The sequence below is a fragment of the Tessaracoccus sp. OS52 genome (assembly GCF_020687685.1).
GTDB lineage: Bacteria > Actinomycetota > Actinomycetes > Propionibacteriales > Propionibacteriaceae > Arachnia.
Genome location: NZ_JAJEWM010000005.1, coordinates 202946 through 221486, shown reverse-complemented (window position 1 = coordinate 221486; position 18541 = coordinate 202946). Strand labels below are relative to the sequence as shown.

16 protein-coding genes are annotated in these 18541 nt (G+C 69.3%); 6 read left to right on the top strand and 10 right to left on the bottom strand.

Translation table 11 applies throughout. The features are described 5' to 3' along the window. Positions 1-77: 77 nt before the first annotated feature. From LKO27_RS14455 to LKO27_RS14435, 5 genes are all read right to left on the bottom strand, one after another. Positions 78-674 (bottom strand): transposase, encoded by a 597-nt coding sequence (locus tag LKO27_RS14455; protein ID WP_227738216.1) that lies wholly within the window; start codon positions 672-674, stop codon positions 78-80. Positions 675-1088: 414 nt separating this feature from the next. Continuing rightward, on the bottom strand, positions 1089-2609 hold the full coding sequence (locus tag LKO27_RS14450; protein ID WP_227738215.1) for a potassium/proton antiporter: 1521 nt from the start codon (positions 2607-2609) through the stop codon (positions 1089-1091). 91 nt (positions 2610-2700) lie between these two features. Beyond that, complete coding sequence (locus LKO27_RS14445; protein ID WP_370630043.1) at positions 2701-4671, bottom strand: ABC transporter ATP-binding protein; 1971 nt, start codon at positions 4669-4671, stop codon at positions 2701-2703. Continuing rightward, the gene (locus tag LKO27_RS14440) at positions 4668-6410 is read right to left on the bottom strand and encodes an ABC transporter ATP-binding protein (protein WP_227738214.1); all 1743 of its coding nucleotides are present in this window, start codon (positions 6408-6410) and stop codon (positions 4668-4670) included. The genes LKO27_RS14445 and LKO27_RS14440 overlap by 4 nt, the downstream gene beginning before the upstream one ends. Then, on the bottom strand, positions 6407-6991 hold the full coding sequence (locus LKO27_RS14435) for a TetR/AcrR family transcriptional regulator (protein ID WP_227738213.1): 585 nt from the start codon (positions 6989-6991) through the stop codon (positions 6407-6409). Before LKO27_RS14435 ends, LKO27_RS14440 begins: the two co-directional genes overlap by 4 nt. A gap of 270 nt (positions 6992-7261) precedes the next feature. On the opposite strand from LKO27_RS14435, the gene LKO27_RS14430 reads away from it, so the two are divergent. Further along, the gene (locus LKO27_RS14430) at positions 7262-7966 is read left to right on the top strand and encodes a Crp/Fnr family transcriptional regulator (protein WP_227738212.1); all 705 of its coding nucleotides are present in this window, start codon (positions 7262-7264) and stop codon (positions 7964-7966) included. 4 nt (positions 7967-7970) lie between these two features. On the opposite strand, the gene lysS is transcribed toward LKO27_RS14430, so the two are convergent. Beyond that, complete coding sequence (gene lysS, locus LKO27_RS14425; protein WP_227738211.1) at positions 7971-9482, bottom strand: lysine--tRNA ligase; 1512 nt, start codon at positions 9480-9482, stop codon at positions 7971-7973. A gap of 97 nt (positions 9483-9579) precedes the next feature. Here lysS and LKO27_RS14420 point away from each other — a divergent pair, with 97 nt between their 5' ends. Next, complete coding sequence (locus LKO27_RS14420) at positions 9580-10041, top strand: heavy metal-binding domain-containing protein (protein ID WP_227738210.1); 462 nt, start codon at positions 9580-9582, stop codon at positions 10039-10041. Positions 10042-10059: 18 nt separating this feature from the next. On the opposite strand, the gene tal is transcribed toward LKO27_RS14420, so the two are convergent. Continuing rightward, complete coding sequence (gene tal, locus LKO27_RS14415) at positions 10060-11166, bottom strand: transaldolase (protein WP_227738209.1); 1107 nt, start codon at positions 11164-11166, stop codon at positions 10060-10062. A 171-nt stretch (positions 11167-11337) separates the two neighbouring features. On the opposite strand from tal, the gene LKO27_RS14410 reads away from it, so the two are divergent. Continuing rightward, positions 11338-11574 carry a heavy-metal-associated domain-containing protein gene (locus LKO27_RS14410; protein ID WP_227738208.1) on the top strand — a complete coding sequence of 79 codons (237 nt, stop codon included), beginning with the start codon at positions 11338-11340 and terminating at the stop codon, positions 11572-11574. A 93-nt stretch (positions 11575-11667) separates the two neighbouring features. Next, positions 11668-13668 carry a cation-translocating P-type ATPase gene (locus tag LKO27_RS14405; protein WP_227738207.1) on the top strand — a complete coding sequence of 667 codons (2001 nt, stop codon included), beginning with the start codon at positions 11668-11670 and terminating at the stop codon, positions 13666-13668. Between the two features lie 98 nt (positions 13669-13766). On the opposite strand, the gene LKO27_RS14400 is transcribed toward LKO27_RS14405, so the two are convergent. Beyond that, the gene (locus tag LKO27_RS14400) at positions 13767-14420 is read right to left on the bottom strand and encodes an HAD-IA family hydrolase (RefSeq protein ID WP_227738206.1); all 654 of its coding nucleotides are present in this window, start codon (positions 14418-14420) and stop codon (positions 13767-13769) included. Beyond that, positions 14417-14701 carry a cell division protein CrgA gene (locus LKO27_RS14395; protein WP_227738205.1) on the bottom strand — a complete coding sequence of 95 codons (285 nt, stop codon included), beginning with the start codon at positions 14699-14701 and terminating at the stop codon, positions 14417-14419. Before LKO27_RS14395 ends, LKO27_RS14400 begins: the two co-directional genes overlap by 4 nt. Before the next feature lie 107 nt (positions 14702-14808). Here LKO27_RS14395 and LKO27_RS14390 point away from each other — a divergent pair, with 107 nt between their 5' ends. Together LKO27_RS14390 and LKO27_RS14385 are read left to right on the top strand one after the other, a co-directional pair. Then, on the top strand, positions 14809-15546 hold the full coding sequence (locus LKO27_RS14390; RefSeq protein ID WP_227738204.1) for a DUF881 domain-containing protein: 738 nt from the start codon (positions 14809-14811) through the stop codon (positions 15544-15546). A 27-nt stretch (positions 15547-15573) separates the two neighbouring features. Then, the gene (locus tag LKO27_RS14385; RefSeq protein ID WP_227738203.1) at positions 15574-16218 is read left to right on the top strand and encodes an aminodeoxychorismate/anthranilate synthase component II; all 645 of its coding nucleotides are present in this window, start codon (positions 15574-15576) and stop codon (positions 16216-16218) included. A 3-nt stretch (positions 16219-16221) separates the two neighbouring features. On the opposite strand, the gene pknB is transcribed toward LKO27_RS14385, so the two are convergent. After that, positions 16222-18477: a Stk1 family PASTA domain-containing Ser/Thr kinase gene (gene pknB / locus LKO27_RS14380; RefSeq protein ID WP_227738202.1), complete on the bottom strand. Its 2256-nt coding sequence runs from the start codon at positions 18475-18477 to the stop codon at positions 16222-16224. Between the last annotated feature and the right edge of the window lie 64 nt (positions 18478-18541).

The following is an 18541-nucleotide window of genomic DNA, read 5'->3' as shown; positions in this document are numbered from 1 at the left end:
GTACTGCGGCGACATCCCACCAGCCGACCTCGAAGCCCTCCACTACGATTCAGAACCAGCCCTGCAACCCGCAGAGCTCACAACAACATGAGTCTCCGGACATGCCGGGGTGATTCAGGGCGCAGTTTCTGGCAGGTGCGGATCAGTTCAGCGAGGCGGAGGTGGCGCAGTTGTTCGCGGAGTTGGTCGGGTGCGGTGACGATCAGGGTCTTGATGCGGCGCTGCAGGTCGGCGCGGTGCTGGATGGCTGCCCTTCTTGCAACGTGCAGGTTCCGTAACGCTTCGACGTGGGAGTCGCGGTCCTTTGGGGTGCCGGTGGCTCGGGTGGAGATCACCGCCCGGGCTGCGTTCTCTGCGTCGATGGGGTCTGACTTGCCGCGTTGCCGGCGGTCGGTGCGGTCGGGGCGGTCGACCTCGACCACCTGGGTGCCGGTGGCGCGCAGGTGCCGGGCCAGGCCGGCTCCGTAGGCGCCGGTGCCCTCGATCCCGACGCTGAGGAGTTGGCCGTGGCTGCCCAACCAGGCATGCAGCTGGGCGTATCCGGATGGGTTCGCGGGGAACTGGCGCCACCCCAGCAGCACACCCTGGCTGGTGAGGGCGGCTGCGGTGTGGGTGTCCTGGTGGGTGTCGATACCACCCACCACGGTCTGGGAAACCGGCCTTGGCTGTGACATTGTGGTCATGGTGTTTCCGTCCTTTCAACAAGCGCTGATACCGGGCGGCACCCACCAGCAGGCGATGCGGACAACACAGTGATGAGGCACCTAAGGCCAGGCTCCTATCAAGTCACGACGCTCGCCAGCGAGGTGCGCAAGGGGTCCCGGCCCGGGACGGTCGACAAATCGCGGTGAGGACAACCCGCACAGGGTGTCAGTGTCGAGAAGAGTCAGAACAAACCGGACCGGGATCCCCCCACCATCATCCTCACTGTGTCGAGACCGTTGGGACGCGGGTGTGATCTCGACACGTCGCCGCTCGTTCCTCGCGGCTCCTACTCGAACAGCGGGAGGGGTCGCCGCTCGTGCTGGCTCTCCGCTGGTCGAGTAGCTGGCGAGGGACGAGTCGGCGTGTCGAGACCGTTGACGGGCTCAGCGGGTCGGGTCCGCGGGCGCGGTCCGACGGCGCACGTTCGCCACCCAGCGGGCCAGCTGCCCGTGCTGGGACAACAGCCGCAACCGGTCCTGGGTGGCGCGGAGCTGGCCGTTGGGCACCGCGATCAGCAGGTGGTCGTCGCCGCGGAGTCGCATCTTCCCGTCGGGGACCAGCACCACCTTGTCGCGGATGACCATGGTGATCATGGCCCCGTGGGGGAGCCGCAGGTCAGCGACGTACAGGCCCACCAGCTTGCTGGCGTGGGGGACGACGAACTGGAGCAGGGAAGCGTTGATCCCCTCCAGCGGCGAGGAGTCGAACTGGACCTCGGTGGGCGCCAGTTCCTCCGTGACGCCGGTCAGCCGGGCCGCGAGCGGCAGGGTCGGGCCCTGGAGCAGGGTGAAGAACAGCACCAGCACGAAGATGACGTGGAACATGTGCGTCGCACCCGCCATCCCCGTCGTCAGCGGGATGGTGGCGAGCATGATGGGCACCGCGCCGCGCAATCCGGCCCAGGAGGTGAACGCCTGTTCCCGCCAGCCGGTGCGGAACGGCGTCAGGATCACGGCGACGGCCAACGGCCGGGCGATGAACGTGAGCGCGCCACCGATGACGAGGGCGGGCACGATGGCTGCGGGGATGCTGGCCGGCGAGGCGAGCAGCCCCAGCATCACGAACAGCCCGATCTGGGCCAGCCAGCCGAGTGACTCGGTGAAGCCCCTCGTCGTCTGCTTGTGTGGCAGCGGCTGGTTGCCGAGCCACAGCCCGGACGCATAGGCCGACAACAAACCGGAGGTGCCCGCGATCCCTCCCACGGCGAACGCAACGAGCGTGATGGACACCGTCGCCAACGGGTACAGGCCCGACGACGGCAGCGAGACCCGGTTCAGCAGGACCTGGCCCAGGCGGCCGATGAGGATGCCTATCAGCGTCCCGCCCACCAGCTGGTAGAGGCCGGTGCCCACCATCTGCAGTACCGAGCCCTGGTTCCAGGCGTCGGAGACCACCACCGAGACGATGATGATCGCCGGGGGGTCGTTGAAGCCGGACTCGCCCTCGAGCTGGGTGCGGACCTTGTCCTTGATTGGTAGCCGGCGGAGCACTGCGAAGGTGGCGGCGGCGTCGGTGGAGGAGACGATGGCGGAGAGCAGGATGGCGGTCCGCAGGTCCAGCCCGAGGATCCACATGGCCAGGGTGGCTGTGATGGTGACCGAGAGCATGACTCCGACGGATGCCAGCAGTCCCGCCCTGAGCGCCACCGGGCGCAGGTGCTTCCAGTCGGTGGTGAAGCCGCCGTCGGCCAGGAGCAGGGCGAGCATCAAGGTGGCGAGGTTGTAGGCGAGCTGCCCGTCGTCGAACCGGATCCCGATGCCGGCCTCGCCCAGTAGCAGGCCGATCGCCAGGTAGAGCAGCATGCTTGGCATCCCGCTGCGGGAGGAGATGCGGACCGCGGCGACGGCGGCGAGCAGCACAGCACAGACGCCGAGGACGACCACGTTGAGCTGCTCGGGAGTCATGCCTCAGCCACTCCCGCCGGCGCGCGCGGGCCGCCAGGTCCGGAGACGGCCGGATCCCTGACGGCTGGGGTGCGCTGGACTCATGGCCTCATTATGTCGTGGCCGGTGCCGAGAACTGCGATTGGTAGAGGTCGTAGTAGGCGCCCTCGGCGTCGAGCAGCTCGGAGTGGGTGCCCTGCTCGACGATGCTCCCGTGCTCCATCACCAGGATCAGGTCGGCGTCGCGGATGGTGGAGAGCCGGTGGGCGATCACGAACGACGTCCGCCCGGTCCGCAGCGCGGACATGGCCTGCTGCAGCAGCAGCTCGGTGCGGGTGTCGACGGAGCTGGTGGCCTCGTCGAGGATCAACAGCGCCGGGTCTGCGAGGAAGGCGCGGGCGATGGTGATCAGCTGCTTCTCACCGGCCGAGATGTTGCTGCCCTCCTCGTCGATCACGGTGTCGTACCCGTCGGGGAGGGTGTGGACGAAGCGGTCGACGAAGGTCGCCGTTGCCGCCGCAACGATGTCCTCCTCGCTGGCGTCGGGGCGGCCGTAGGCGATGTTCTCCCGGATGGTGCCCCCGAAGAGCCAGGTGTCCTGCAGGACCATGCCGATCCTGCTGCGCACCTCGCCGCGTGCGAGCGTCGAGATGTCGAGGCCGTCGAGGAGGATGGCGCCCCCGTCGAGGTCGTAGAAGCGCATGAGGAGGTTGACCAGAGTGGTCTTGCCCGCCCCGGTGGGTCCGACGATGGCGACGGTCTGCCCGGGGCGCGCCTCCAGGTTCAGGCCGCCGATCAGCGGCTCGTCAGTGGAGTAGGAGAAGTCGACGTCGCGGAACTCGACGTGCCCGCGGGTGACGGCGGGGAGGTCGCCGGCCGGCTCGGGCGACATCTCGTCGGCGTCCAGCAGCTCGAAGACCCGTTCGGCGGAGGCGACGCCGGACTGCATCAGGTTGGCCATGGAGGCCACCTGCGTCAGCGGCTGCGTGAACTGCCGGGAGTACTGGATGAACGCCTGCACGTCGCCGATGTTCATGGTCCCCGACGCGACGCGGAGGCCGCCGATCACGGCGATCACGACGTAGTTCAGGTTCCCGACGAACATCATGATGGGCATCATGATCCCGGAGACGAACTGGGCGCCGAAGCCGGCCTCGAAGAGCTCCTGGTTCCGCTTGGCGAACACTGCCTCCACCTCGCGCTGCCGACCGAACACCTTCACGAGGGAGTGGCCGCTGTAGGCCTCCTCGATGTGGGCGTTCAGTTCACCGGTGGACTTCCAGTTCTGGGCGAACAGCTTCTGGGAACGCTTACCGATGATGCTGACCAGTCCCACCGCGATTGGCACGCTGACGAGCGCCACGAGCGCGAGCGTGGGGGAGATCCAGAACATCATCGCCAGCACACCGACCACCATCAGGAGCGAGTTCAGCATCTGGGTCAGGGTCTGCTGGAGCGTCTGGGAGACGTTGTCGATGTCGTTGGTGACCCGGCTCAGGATCTCGCCTCGCGGTTGCTTGTCGAAGTAGGACAGCGGCAGGCGGTCGATCTTCGCGGCCACCTGCTGGCGCATCCGGTAGATGCTGTGCTGCACCGCCGTGTTCAGGATCCAGCCCTGGAGGAAGGAGAACAGTCCCGACGCCACGTACAGGACGAGTACCAGCACCAGCACGCCGGCGATGGCGCCGAAGTCGATGCCCTGGCCGGGGACGAAGTCCAGGCGTCGCAGCAGATCCGCGAGCTGCTCGTTGCCGGCGGCGATCGTCTGCTCGATGACCTGCTCCCGCGTGAGGCCGCCGGGCATCTGCTTGCCGATGAAACCGGCCAGCAGGAGATCCGTCGCCCTGCCGAGGATCTTGGGTCCGACGACGGCGAGGGCCACCGAGAGGACGCCGATCACTATGGCGACGATCATGCGGGGGCGTTCGGGCCGCAGCGCTGACACCAGCCGCTTCAGGGACTCCTTGAAGTTCGCGGCCTTCTCGCCGGTGCCGGCCATGGGTCCGTGACCGGGGCCATGGCCGCGCGGGGGTGCGTCCGGGCGCGCGTTGGCCTTGACCGGTGTGGCCTTCTTCTCGCTCATGCTGCCTCCGCCGCGCTCAGCTGGGATTCGACGATCTCCTGGTAGGTGCTGCAGTCCGCGAGCAACTCCTCGTGGGTACCGCGTCCGACGATCTCCCCGTGCTCAAGCACCAGGATCTCGTCGGCCCGCTTGATGGTGGTTACGCGCTGTGCCACCACCAGCACCGCCTTGTCGCTGATGGTCGGGTCCAGCGCCGCTCGGAGCCGGCCGTCGGTGGCGACGTCGAGGGCTGAGAACGAGTCGTCGAAGATGTAGATCTCGGGGTCCTTCACGAGGGCACGGGCGATGGCGAGGCGCTGGCGCTGCCCGCCGGAGACGTTGGTGCCGCCCTGCGAGATCGATGACTCCAGCCCGCCCTCGCGCTCGGACACGAAGTCGGAGGCCTGCGCGATCTCCAGCGCCCGCCAGATCTCCTCGTCGGAGGCGTCGGGCCTGCCGTAGCGCAGGTTGCTCGCCACGGTGCCGGTGAACAGGTAGGGCTTCTGCGGCACCAGCCCGACGCGGGCCCAGAGGGTGTCGGGGTCCATGTCGCGGACGTCGACGCCGTCCACCCGCACGCTGCCGCCGGTGGCGTCGAACAGGCGGGGGATGAGGCTCACCAGGGTGGTCTTGCCCGATCCCGTGGAGCCGATGACGGCCGTGGTGCGGCCAGGGAGCAGTTCGAAGCTGAGGTCCTTGAGCACCGGCTCCTCGGCACCCGGGTAGGCGAAGCTCACGCAGTCGAAGACGACGTGGCCGCGCTCGATGCCAGGTGTGACGGGGTTCTCCGGGGGAGCGACCGAGGACCTGGTCTCCAGGACCTCCATGATGCGGTCCGCGCAGACGGCGGCGCGGGGGGCCATGACCATGAGCATCGTGGTCATCATCACCGACATCAGGATCTGCATGAGGTAGGCGATGAAGGCGGTGAGCTGACCGATCTGGATGTCGCCACTGTCCATGCGCAGCCCGCCGAACCACATCACGCCGACTGTCGAGATGTTCATGACGAACCCGACGAACGGGAACAGGAGCGCCATCCAGCGGCCGACGCTGACCGTCGTGTCCGTCAGCTGGGCGTTGGCGCGCTCGAAGCGGCTGGCTTCGTGGTCCTCGCGGACGAAGGCGCGCACCACCCGGATTCCGGTGATCTGTTCTCGCAGCACCCGGTTGAGGGTGTCGATGCGGGTCTGCATCTGCTGGAACAGCGGGCCCAGGTTCACCAGCAGGAGGCTGATGCCGGCGCCCAGCACGACGACGGCGGCCAGGATGATCCAGCTCAGGCCGGCGTCCTCGCGCAGCGCCATGACGACGCCGCCCACCATGGTGATGGGCGCGCCGATCAGCATGACGCAGGTCATCAGCACGAGCATCTGGACCTGCTGGACGTCGTTGGTGGTGCGGGTGATCAGCGACGGCGCCCCGAACTGGTTGAGTTCCCGGGCTGAGAAGCTGAGCGCGCGGCCGAAGACCGCGCCGCGGACGTCGCGGCCGAACAGCATTGCCGTCCGCGCCCCGAAGTAGACCGCACCCACCTGGGCCGCGCCCTGCACGAGGGACAGCAGCAGCATCACGCCACCGGTACCCCAGATGAACGCGACATCGCCGGTGACCACGCCCTCGTCGATGATGCGGGCGTTCAGGGTGGGCAGGTACAGCGACATCAGGGTCGCGATCACCTGGAGGATCACGACCATGGTGATCAGCCCCCAGTAGGGGCGGACATAGCGGTTGATCAACCGTACGAGTTGACCGATCATGCGGTGGTCCTTCGTCGGGCGCCGTTCAGCGCGAAGTCTGTGATGTCATCGATCTGGATCCCCGCGGGACGGCCCATGTGCTGGCCGATCGAGAGGGTCATGAGGAAGTGGGCGTAGCTCTCCGGGCTGATCTTGAGTTCTGCTGTGTGGGGGCTGAGGATGCGCACGAGCCAATCACGCACGTCCGACATCCGGGCCAGGTAGTCGCTCTTGGCCTGCCGCAGGTGCGGTGCGGTGTCGCCCTGCTGCTTGGGCGGCGGGCGGAGTGCGAAGTGCACCGACTCGATGTAGTCGGCCAGCGCACCCAGGGCCGCCGACGTCGTGGCCTCCAGCGTGTCGCCCGGATCCACCTCCGCCAGTCGCTCGGCGAGCCGCTCGCCCGACAGGTACGCCGAGTAGGTGGCCGCCAGGAGTTCCTGGAGCGTGGGGAACGCGCGGAACAGAGTTCCCTCGGCGACCCCTGCGGCCTCGGCCACCATGCGGGTGGTCAGCTCCGGCCCATGCTTGGCCAGCAGGGGCAGGGCGGCCTCGACGATGGCAGCGCGGCGCTGTTCGGGAGGCATGGGGGTGGCTCGGGTCACGGAGCAACTGTAATGAGTGAGGACTCACTCATCAAGAGGGAGTCGAGACTTTTCTTGCTCCCGGACGGGCGCCGGCGCGGAGGTGGGCGCCACCGTCGGCCGCCCGCGCCACCGTCGGCCGCCTTCGCCACCGTCCGCCGCCCGCGCCACCGCTGTGGGGGTGGCGAACCACCGGAAGGGTGGCGAACCGGCGGAGCGGTGGCAAACCACCGGAGCGGTGGCGCCACCGTCGGCTCGGGGCAGGGGCGATAATGGCCCGAGGAGGCCAACGTGGTGACCAGACTGAACGTGATTCCCGACGACGACCTGTGCGTGGCGCGGGTGCCGCTGTTCCAGGGGCTGTCCCGCAGCGAGCAGGAGCAGGTTGCCGAGCTCGCCAGGCCGACCCGCATGGTCAGGAACGAGGCCATCTACACCGCCGGCTCCGATGTGTCGCAGTTGATGGTGGTCCACACCGGCAGGCTGAAGATCACGCGGATCAGCGCGGAGGGGCACGAGCAGATCGTGCGGGTGCTGGAGCCGGGGGACTTCGTCGGGGAGTCAGCGTTCCTCTCGGGCGCCCGACCGGACCACCACGCCGTCGCACTCGACGACGGCAGCATGTGCGTGTTCCGCCACGCCGACGTCGGCAAGCTGGTCGAGCGCCACCCCAGCGTCGGGCTGCGGATGCTGCAGGGCATCAGCCAACGGCTCGAGGAGACCGAGGCGCGCCTGGCGTCGGTCATCTCCGGCGACGTGTCCTCGCGGCTCGCGGACTACCTGATGAGCCTGCCCGCCAAGCGCGGGCCGGGAGGGTTGAGCGTCAAGCTGCCGCTTGCGAAGAAGGACATCGCCTCCCTGCTGGACACGACGCCGGAGTCACTCAGCCGGCAGCTCCGGCGGCTCGCCGACTCGGGCGTGGTGGTCGAGGAGACCCGTGGCCTGCTCACCATCAAGGACCTGGACGCGCTGCTGGCGCTGTCCGCGGAAGCCTGACCGGTCAGCCCTGCGGGCGCAGCAACGGGTAGAGGATGGTCTCCCGGATGCCGACGCCGGTGAACAGCATGACGAGCCGGTCGATCCCCAGCCCCATTCCGCCCATCGGGGGCACGCCGTACTCGAGCGCCTCGAGGAAGTCCTCGTCGAGTTGCATCGCCTCGGCGTCGCCGGCCGCGGCCCGCAGCGACTGGTCGGTCAGGACCTGCCGCTGGATGACGGGGTCGATGAGCTCGGTGAAGCCGGTGCCGCGCTCCATGCCGCCGATGATCAGGTCCCAGGCCTCGACCTTGCCCTCATCGCTCCGGTGCGGCCGGGCCAGTGGCTGGGCGATCGAGGGGTAGTCGTAGACGAACGTCGGCTGGATGAGCTCCGGCTCCACCAGGTCACCGAACAGTTCGATGGCGAACTTGTCGGCCTGCCACACCGGGTCGTACTCGACGTCGTGTGCGTCGGCGATCCGCCGCAGCTCCGCCAGCGGCGTCTCGACGGTGACGGTCTCGCCGACCTTCTCCGACAGGGCCGGGAACATCGAGAGCCACTGCCACTCGCCGTCGAGGTCGATGACGCCCTTGTCCGTGGTCACCTGGCGGGAGCCGACGGCGTCGGCCACGGCCACCACGATGTCCTGGATCAGCCGCGCGATGGTCCGCTGGTCACCCCAGCTCATGTAGGCCTCGAGCATGGTGAACTCCGCTGAGTGGGAGGAGTCGATGCCCTCGTTGCGGAAGACCCGGCCCATCTCGTAGACGCGGTCGGCGCCGCCCACCATCGTCCGCTTCAGGTGCAGCTCCAGCGCGATCCGCAGGCTCATGTCCAGGTTGAACGCGTTCAGGTGCGTGTGGAACGGCCGGGCCGTGGCGCCGCCGTGGATCAGCTGCAGCTGCGGGGTCTCGACCTCGATGTAGCCCTGGTCGTGCAGCGTCTCGCGGATGGCGCGGGTGATGGTGGCCCGGGTGCGCACCATGGAGCGGGCCTCCTCGCGGGCGATCAGGTCCACGTAGCGACGGCGCACGCGCGCCTCGTCGGAGAGGTCCTTGTGGAGCGCCGGCAGCGGACGCAGCGCCTTGTTGGCCATCCGCCAGTCGGTGGCCATCACAGACAACTCGCCGCGCTTGGAGGCGATCACGCGGCCGGTGACCCAGACGTGGTCACCGAGGTCGACGTCGGACTTCCAGCGGGCCAGCTTCTCCTCGCCCACCTCACCCAGCGACAGCATGACCTGCAGCCGCTCACCGTTGTGGTCGAGCGTGAAGCCGTCCTGCAGCGTCGCGAAGCACAGCTTGCCGGTGTTGCGCACGAACACGACGCGGCCGCCGATGCTGACCACGTCGTCGGTCTCCTCACCGGCCTCGAGGTGCCCCCAGATCCGGCGTACCTCGGCCAGGGTGTGGCTGCGGCTCAGGTCCGCGGGGTAGGGCTCGCGGCCCTCCGACAGCAACCGGGCGCGCTTCTCCTTGCGGATGGCGGTCTGTTCGGAGTCGCTGCTGGTGGGGATGGGCGTCTGGTCAGTCACGACCCGAATCCTACCGGTTGGACACCCTGCTTCCGCTTCCCGCGAAGCCGGGCCGACGTCGCCCATCTGCTCCCGGCTGCTCGCTAGGCTGGCGCCCATGATCCACCCGCAGCAGCCCCCGGCCGTGCCCGGCGCGTTCGCGCCGGCCGGGGACCCGTCCTACCGTGGCCCCCTGGGACCGTCCGCCCCGTCCGCGCTGACGCCGGCACCGTCGGCGCCGATCCCCCCGACGGCGGGACCCGACATCGAGCCACGCGACCCCCGGTTCCGGCAGTTCGACCTGCCAGTGTCCACCACGAACGAGCTCCCGGGGATGCGCATCCACTCCGTGGTCGGGGTGGTGTTCGGGGTGGTTTCCCGCCCGCGGGACCTTGCCCATCACCCGGAGATGGCGTTCGTGAACACTTCGGTGCGGCAGGATGCCGTCGCGGCCATGGTCGCGCAGGCGGTCGAGGCCGGCGCCGACGGCGTGGTCGGGCTGTCCTTCGACGGCGGGCAGGTCTCCGAGACGGTCTCCGAGGTCACCGCCTACGGCACCGCGGTGATCCTCGCCCGCTGACCTCGGACCGCCTGGAGGTCACACCGCGTCGAGTTGCTGGCGCATGGTGTCGATGAGCTCGGTCCAGGGCTCGATGAACTTCGCCACGCCCTCCTCCTCGACCACGCGGAAGGCGTCGTCCAGATCCACGCCGACGGCGCGGACGGCGGCCAGCGTCTGGTGCCCCTCCTGGTGGCGGCCTGAGACGGTGTCGCCGCGGACCTCGCCGTGGTCGGCGAAGGCCATCAGGGTGCTCTCCGGCATCGTGTTGACCGAGTCGGCCGTGACAAGCTCCTCGACGTAGAGCACGTCGGCGTAGGCGGGGTTCTTCGTGCTGGTGGAGGCCCACAGCGGGCGCTGCCGGTTGGCGCCGGCGGCGGCCAGGGCCTGCCAGCGCTCGGAGGCGAGCACTCGCTGGTAGACCTCGTGGCACAGCCAGCAGATGGCCAGGGCGGCGCGGCCGCGCAGCGCGAGGGCTTCGTCGGTGCCGATGGCCTCGAGCCGCTTGTCCACCTCGACGTCGTTGCGGGAGACGAAAATGGACGCCACCGAGTGGATCCGGCTGAGGTCGACGCCGTCGCGCTGGGCCTGCTCGAGGCCGCTCAGGTAGGCGTCGAGCACCTGCTCGTACCGCTCGATGGAGAAGATGAGCGTCACGTTCACGCTGATCCCGGCCGCGATCGTGGCGGTGATGGCCTTCAGGCCCGCCTCGGTGGCAGGGATCTTGATGTGCAGGTTCTCGCGGTCCACGAGGGCGTGCAACTGGTGCGCCTGCTCGACGGTGCGTTCCACCTCGTGCGCGAGCCGCGGGTCCACCTCGAGGGAGACCCTGCCGTCGTAGCCGCCCGTGGCGTCGTAGATGGGGCGGAACAGGTCACAGGCGTCGCGGATGTCGTCGGTGGTGAGGGTGGTGATGACGTCCTCCGGGCTGTCCGCGCCGGCGGCCTTGAGCCCGCGCAGCTGCTCGGTGTAGGCGTCGCCCTCGGACAGGGCCTTGGCGAAGATGCTCGGGTTGCTGGTGACGCCGACGACGCTGTGCGTGCGGGTCAGCTCGGCGAGGTTCCCCGACACGAGCCGGTCCCTGGACAGGTCATCCAGCCAGATGGAGACGCCGGCCTTGCTCAGTTCCTGCAGACGGTCAGTCATGGGGTGCACTCCTTCGACGCGGGTGCCTCCCATGCTAGGCGACCCGCTGGTCACCCACCGGGGCTTCAAAGTCCCAGGAGGGGGGGCCGGGGCGGCTTGACCTGCGTCAAGGAACCAAGTCGCCGCCGATCGTAGGTTCAAGACATCCAACCGAGTGAAAGGAACACCACCATGGCAACCACAGCCACCACCACCCACACCGTCCTTCGCGCCGAGGGCTTCTCCTGCCCCTCCTGCGTCGCCAAGATCGAGAAGCAGGTCGGACGCCTCCCCGGTGTCTCCCGCGTGGAGGTCCACTTCGCCTCGGCCCGCATCGAGGTGGATCACGACGCGTCGCTCGTCTCCGTCGACGACATCGTCGCGGCCGTCGCCAAGGCCGGCTACACCGCCAGGCCCTCGGCCTTCTGACCCCCGTCGCGCCCGGCCGTCCCACGGGCGGCCGGGTGCGCCCGGTCGGCGGCGCCACCCAGAACCCTCTACTTCTTCGAAAGGACGAACGAAGTGCACAAACTCCAATCCTTGGTCCACGGCAAGTGGGCCGTGCCCGCCGGAGCCGGACTGCTCATCGCCGCCTCCTGGGCCCTAGGGCGCATCGGCGGCGCCTGGAACCCGGTCCTCACCACGAGTTGGTGGATCGACGCCGGGGCGCACGCCACCGGCGCACCGGTCTTCACGATCGCCGACGCGCTGATGCTGGCCGCAGCCGTCGTCGCCGGCTACGGAATCGTCGTCAAGGCGGTCCGGGCGTTGCTGGTGCGCCACGTCAGCATCGACCTCCTGGTTGCCGTGGCCGCGATCGGCGCGGTGCTGATCGGCAACTTCTGGGAGGCCGCGGCGGTCACGTTCCTGTTCGCCATCGGCCACGCCCTCGAGGCCGCCACGCTCAACAAGACCCGCTCCGCCCTGGCCGAGCTCGTCGCCGTGGCCCCCGACGTCGCGGTCGTCATGCGCGACGGTGAGCAGCGCGAGGTGCGGGCCGCGGAGGTCCACCCCGGCGAGATAGTCCTCGTGAAGAACGGCGCCAAGGTGCCGGTCGACGGCGAGGTCGTCTCCGGGACGGGCGCAGTCGATGAGGCATCGATCACCGGCGAGTCCATTCCGGTGGAGAAGGTGGCCTCCGACGCCGTCTACGCCGGCACGGTCTCCCGCGGCGGCTTCCTGCAGGTGCGCGCTACCGGCGTCGGTGCCGACACGACGCTGGCCCGGATCATCCACCGTGTCGAGGAGGCGCAGGATGCCAAGGCGAAGACCCAGGCCTTCATCGACAGGTTCTCCAAGTGGTACACCCCGGGCGTCATGCTCCTCGCGCTCGTCGCAGGCCTGGTCACCGGGGACGTCGTGCTCGCGCTGACGCTGCTCGTCATCGGGTGCCCCGGCGCGCTGGTCATCTCCATCCCGGTGGCGATCGTGGCCGGCATCGGCCGCTCGGCCCGCGGCGGCATCCTCATCAAGGGCGGCGAGTACCTGGAGACGGCGGCCAAGGTGTCCGCGGTCGCCCTGGACAAGACGGGCACCCTGACCGAGGGCACACCGAGGCTGACGGACGTGATCGTGCTCGACCCGTCGTCGGACAGGCAGGAGGTCCTGCGCTGGGCCGCGGCCGCAGAGGCCGGCTCCGAGCATCCCCTGGCCCGGCCCATCCTCGAGACCGCCCGCGACGAGGGCGTCGGCCACCGAGGGCTGCCGGGCGAAGTGACACCGGTGCCGGGCAAGGGAATCGCCTCCGACGTCGCAGGCAGCCGCGTGCTGGTCGGCAACCCGCCGCTCCTGGAGCAGTACGGCATCACCGACGACGCGGGCGCCTCCCGGGTAGCGGAGAAACTGGCGTCGGCCGGCAGGACTCCGATGATCGTCGCGGTCGACGGCCGAGTCATCGGCGTGGTGGCCGTGGCGGACCAGGTCCGCACGGACGCCGCGGAGATGGTGCGCCGCCTGCACGACGCGGGGGTGCAGAAGGTGGTGATGCTGACCGGTGACACCCGCCTGGTCGCAGAGGCCATCGGGCGAGCCGCCGGCATCGACGAGATCCGGGCGGGCCTGCTGCCCGAGGACAAGCTGGAGGCGGTCCTGGCGTTGCAGGCCGACGGCCACACCGTGGCGATGGTCGGTGACGGCGTGAACGACGCCCCGGCCCTGGCGACGGCTGACATCGGCGTCGCGATGGGTGCCGCCGGGTCCGCGGTCGCCGTCGAGACCGCCGACATCGCACTCATGGGCGACAACCTGCTGAAGCTCCCGGAGGCGATCCGCCTGGCCAGGCGCACCGTCGGCGTGATGCGGCAGAACATCGCGGTGGCACTGGTGACCGTGGTCGCGCTGCTGGCCGGAGTGTTCGCGGGGGGCGTGACGATGTCTGTCGGGATGCTGGTGCACGAAGCCTCGGTGCTGATCGTCATCGGCAACGCGATGCGTCTGCTGCGCAGGGTCCCGGACCGTTCCGCGGGTGCCGGGAGTGGTAGCGGCAAGTCCCGTCCTGCCCCGGTCGACGCGGTCCCCGTGTGACCTTGGGACCGGAACGCAAACCCGGCGTGTCATGGACGAACCCCGTCCACGACACGCCGGGTTTGCGTCCTGGAATCCCACCCCACCGGACAGGCCCCTCAGCGCAGCCGGATCCCGTCGTCGGCGAGGAACCACTCGATGTCGGCCAGGGAGTCGACGTGGGCGTCGGCATGCAGTTCTACGGCGGTCTTGGTGCTGAGGACGCCCAGGACCGCGGAACCCGCCGCGCGCGCGGCGGCCACCCCGGCCGGCGCGTCCTCGACGACGAGGGCCCGCCCCGGCGCCACCCCGAGCCTTTCGGCGGCCAGCAGGAAGCTGTCCGGCGCAGGTTTGCCCTTCTCCACCTGGTCGCGCGTGACGATCACCTCGGGGAAGGGCAGACCGGCGGCGGCCACCCGGGCCTTCATGAGCGCCGAGGTGCACGACGTCGCGATCGCGGCTCGGCCTCCCAGCAGCACCAGCGCGTCCCGGGCACCCGGCAGGGCAACCACGCCGTCGGTGTCGGTGGTCTCCAGTTCGTCGATCCGCGCCGCTCCAGCCGCCACCAGCTCCGGCGGCAGCAGCCGCTCGGCCGTCACTGCGCTCGGCATGCCGAGGAGGGCGGGCAACAGGGAGAGGTCCACGCCGTACTCGTCTGCCCAGCGACCGTAGGCGCGCAGCATGGCGGCGTGGGAGTTGATCAGGGTGCCGTCCAGGTCGAAGATGACGGCGTCGAAGCTGCGGCCCTCGAGCGGGCTCCCGGCGAGGCTCACTTCCAGAGGGTCATGAACGAGAAGCTGGCGATGATCAGGCCCAGCCCGATCACCACGTTCCAGTCCCCCAGCGCACGCATGAACCCCAGTGAGTTGCCGGCGAGGTTGTAGACCACCATCCAGAGGACTCCGAGCAGCCCGACCGGGATGAACACCCACGGAACCCAGTTCCGGTTGGTGGCCAGGACGTCCCTCTTGTCGGCGCGCCGCTCCGCCACGTCGGCGGACTTCCTGGCGAGCTTCTTCTTCTTTGCGTCGCTGCGAACCTTGGACTCGGGCACGTTCACTCTCCTTGCGTCGGGGAACAGGTTAATCGAGGTCGGGACAAACAGCACCATCGGCCCCCTGGTGAGGTGGCGAGCGGGCGACGGCAACGTAGGCTTGCGCCATGAGCGACGATCCGGCAGCGGCCCCGCGCAAGGAGCGCGAGGGCTTCGGCAGGCTCACCACCGTCGGCATCTTCATCCTCGCCGGGTTCATGATCACGGTCTCCGCGATCGCCGCGCGGGGGACCGACCTCCGCTCGGAGCGCACGGCCAGCCTCCAGGAACTCGTCTCGGCCCAGACCGAGCGCAACGAGGACCTCAGGGCCGAGGCCGAGGGCCTGCGCGGCGACGTCGAGGAGCTGAGCCAGGCCCAGGGCGGCAACCCCGAACTGGCCGCACGGGTGGACGCCGCAGGGATGGTTGCCTCGACGGTGCCGGTCTCAGGCCCCGGGCTCCGCGTGGTGCTGACTGACGCTCCACTGGACATCCGCCCCGCAGGGGTCGACGACGACTCCCTCATCGTCCACCAGCAGGACATCCAGGCGGTGGTGAACGCGCTGTGGACTGCCGGTGCCGAGGCGATGACGATCCAGGGGCAGCGGGTCATCTCCACCACGGGGATCAAGTGCGTTGGGAACTCGGTGGTGCTGCACGGTGTGCCCTACGCGCCGCCCTACGTCATCGAGGCGATCGGCCCCACCGATGCCATGGAGGTCTCGCTCGCCGAGTCCAGGCCCGTCCAGATCTACCTCCAGTACGTCGAGGCCTACGGACTGGGCTACAGCGAGTCGCGTTTCGAGAATGCCGAGTTCCCCGCCTTCGTCGGCACCCTGAACGTCTCCCGGGCGCGCATCGGCTGATCCTCGCCGCCGTGGAAGAATTGCGCCATGGCCAAGATCCTCGTCGTCGACAACTACGACTCGTTCGTCTACAACCTGGTCCAGTACCTGGGTGAGATCGGTGCCGAGGTCGACGTCTGGCGCAATGACGACCCGCGCTTCGGCCAGCCGGAGTGGCACGCCGGCTACGACGGCGTCCTGCTCTCCCCGGGCCCCGGCACGCCTGAGCGCGCGGGGGTCTGCATCGACGTGGTCCGCGAACTCGGGCCGACAAAGCCCATCTTCGGTGTCTGCCTCGGACTGCAGGTGATGGGGGTGGCGCTTGGCTCCGTCGTCGACCGCGCCCCGGAACTGCTTCACGGCAAGGTCTCGGAGGTGTTCCATGACGGCGAGGGCATTTTCGCCGGGCTCCCGTCACCCCTGCGCACCACCCGGTACCACTCGCTCGCGATCGTCGAGGACACCATCCCCGACGACCTGGTGGTCACGGCCCGCACCGAGTCCGGGGTGATCATGGCGGTCCAGCACCGGCAGTGGCCGATGGCCGCGGTGCAGTTCCACCCGGAGTCGGTCCTCACCGAGGGCGGCTACCAGATGCTCGCGAACTGGCTGGTCAGCTGTGGCGACGAAGGGGCGCCCGAGCGAGCCCGGGACCTGACGCCGATCACGCGGGCGAACATGTCCCGGGCCTGAGCCTCAGTCGTTCTTGGACTTGCCCGGCGGGAGGATGGCACCCGGCCCACCCTCGCCCGACGGCGGACCGCTCGGATTTCCGTCGGGCGGGCTCTGGGTGGCGGCTGGTTCCTCGGCCACGACGATGCTGATCGGCGTGTCGGGGTTCAGCTGGTCTCCCGGGGCCGGTGTCTGATCCACCACGGTCCCAGCTGGCTCACTGTCGGTCACCTCGGTGGTCACCTGGACGTCGGAGGTGAACCCCGCCTCGGCGACGGCCGCGCGTGCCTCCGCCTCGGTCAGGCCGGTCAGGGTCGGGACGGTCGGGACCATCCCCACTGCGATGGTGATCACCGTCGTGGCCGGGTCGGCCTGCCGGCCCTCCGGCGGATCCTGCGCGATCACCAGGCCCTCCTGGTCAACGTTGGCGTAGGTTGGATTGCTCTCCGTCTTGAAGCCCAGGTCAGCTGCAGCCTGGCGCGCGGCATCCTCGGTGAGCCCGGTCAGTCTGGGCACCGCCGGCAGCGCGACCGGCTTCGCAACCTTCACGCTGATGGCCCCGGTCCGATCCAGCAGTTCCCCGGCGGCGGGTGTCTGCTCGAAGACCAGCCCTGGCTGGACGTCGTTGGTCTCCACCTCCTCCACCGTAAGGGCGGTGGTGAAGCCGGCGTCCATGGCTTCTTCCTTGGCGACCTCAAGGGTCCGGTCCGTCAAGGAAGGCACCGGCGAGCGTCCCGTGGCGAGTGTGATCGTGACCTCGTCGTCCAGGCCGACCTCGGCGCCGGGCGCCGGATCCACCACGGTCACCGTTCCCGGTTCCGCGTCGATCGGTTCCTGCTGCGGGTTGCTGGGGTCGGCGTCGGAGAACGTCACGTTCTCCAGCGGGAACTGTGCCGCCTCCAGCGCCTGCTCGGCCTCGGCGCGCGTCATCCCGACCAGGTCCGCCGGGACGGTGAGCACCTCTGGCCCGGAACTGACCGAGATCGTGACCGTGCTGCCCAGTTCCAGTTGGGTCTGTGCCGCTGGATTCTGCTCGACCACCTCGCCGGCGTCCTGCTCGGTGCCCGGAACCGGGACCACCACCGGTTCCAGCCTGGCGTCCGTGATGGCCCCGGTGGCGGCGGCCTCCGTCCAACCGACGACGTTGGGAACGGCCACGGTCTCCGGCTGCTGCTCGGGCGGGTTGAGGATCATGGCGATGGCGACGATCATCGCGACGAGCACCACTCCGGCCAGCACCGCCAGCGCGATCAGGCCCTTGCGGCTCTTCTTCTTCTCCTCTTCCGCGATGATCTCCTCGGGCGAGGCGGCCGTGATCGGCACGGGGGCCACGGCGGCACGCTGGGCGACGTGGGTGGGCGAGTCGGCCGGGTTGGCCAGGACCTGGGTGGGCTGGTCGGCCCCGACGGCGGGCAGCAGCGCGTGTACTGGTTCCCCGGCGAGCGCACGCGAGACGTCGGCGCTCATCTCCCTGGCGTCCTGGTAGCGATTGCTCGTGTCCTTCTCCAGCGCCTTGAGCACGATCGCGTCCATCTCGGGGGTGATCTCGGGATCGAGCTGGCTCGGCGGCACCGGGATCTCACGGACGTGCTGGTAGGCCACGCTGACGGGCGAGTCGCCCTTGAAGGGCGGCTCGGACACGAGGAGTTCATACAGCAGGCAGCCGACTGCGTAGATGTCGGAGCGGTTGTCCACCTTCTCACCGCGGGCCTGCTCGGGGGACAGGTACTGCGCGGTGCCGATCACCGCGGCGGTCTGCGTCATCGTCGCCGACGTGTCCGCGACGGCGCGGGCGATGCCGAAGTCCATCACCTTGACGGACCCAGACGGCGTCAGCATGACGTTGGCGGGCTTGATGTCGCGGTGGATTATCCCGGCGCGGTGGCTGTAGGCGAGGGCGTCGAGGACTCCCTTGGTGAATTCAAGGGCACGCTCAGGCAGCACCTTGCGGCCGTCGCGCAGGACGTCGCGCAGCGTGACGCCCTCGACGAGTTCCATGACGATGTAGGGCACCGACACGTCGGAGGAGGGGTCCAGTTCCTCCCCGGTGTCATAGACGGCGACGATGTTGGGATGGTTCAGACCGGCAGCGGACTGCGCCTCCCGGCGGAACCTCGCCTGGAAGGTGGGGTCGCTCGCAAGGTCCACCCGCAGCCGCTTGATGGCGACGTCGCGGACCAGGCGCCGGTCACGAGCGCGCCAGACCTCGGCCATGCCGCCACGGCCGATGATCTGGTCGAGCTCGTAGCGCCCCTGGAGCACCGCACCTCGCTCTGTCATCGCATGAGTCCTTTCATCCGTTCAGCGTCCATTGTTTCCCATGGCCCCGTGAATAGTGGAAACG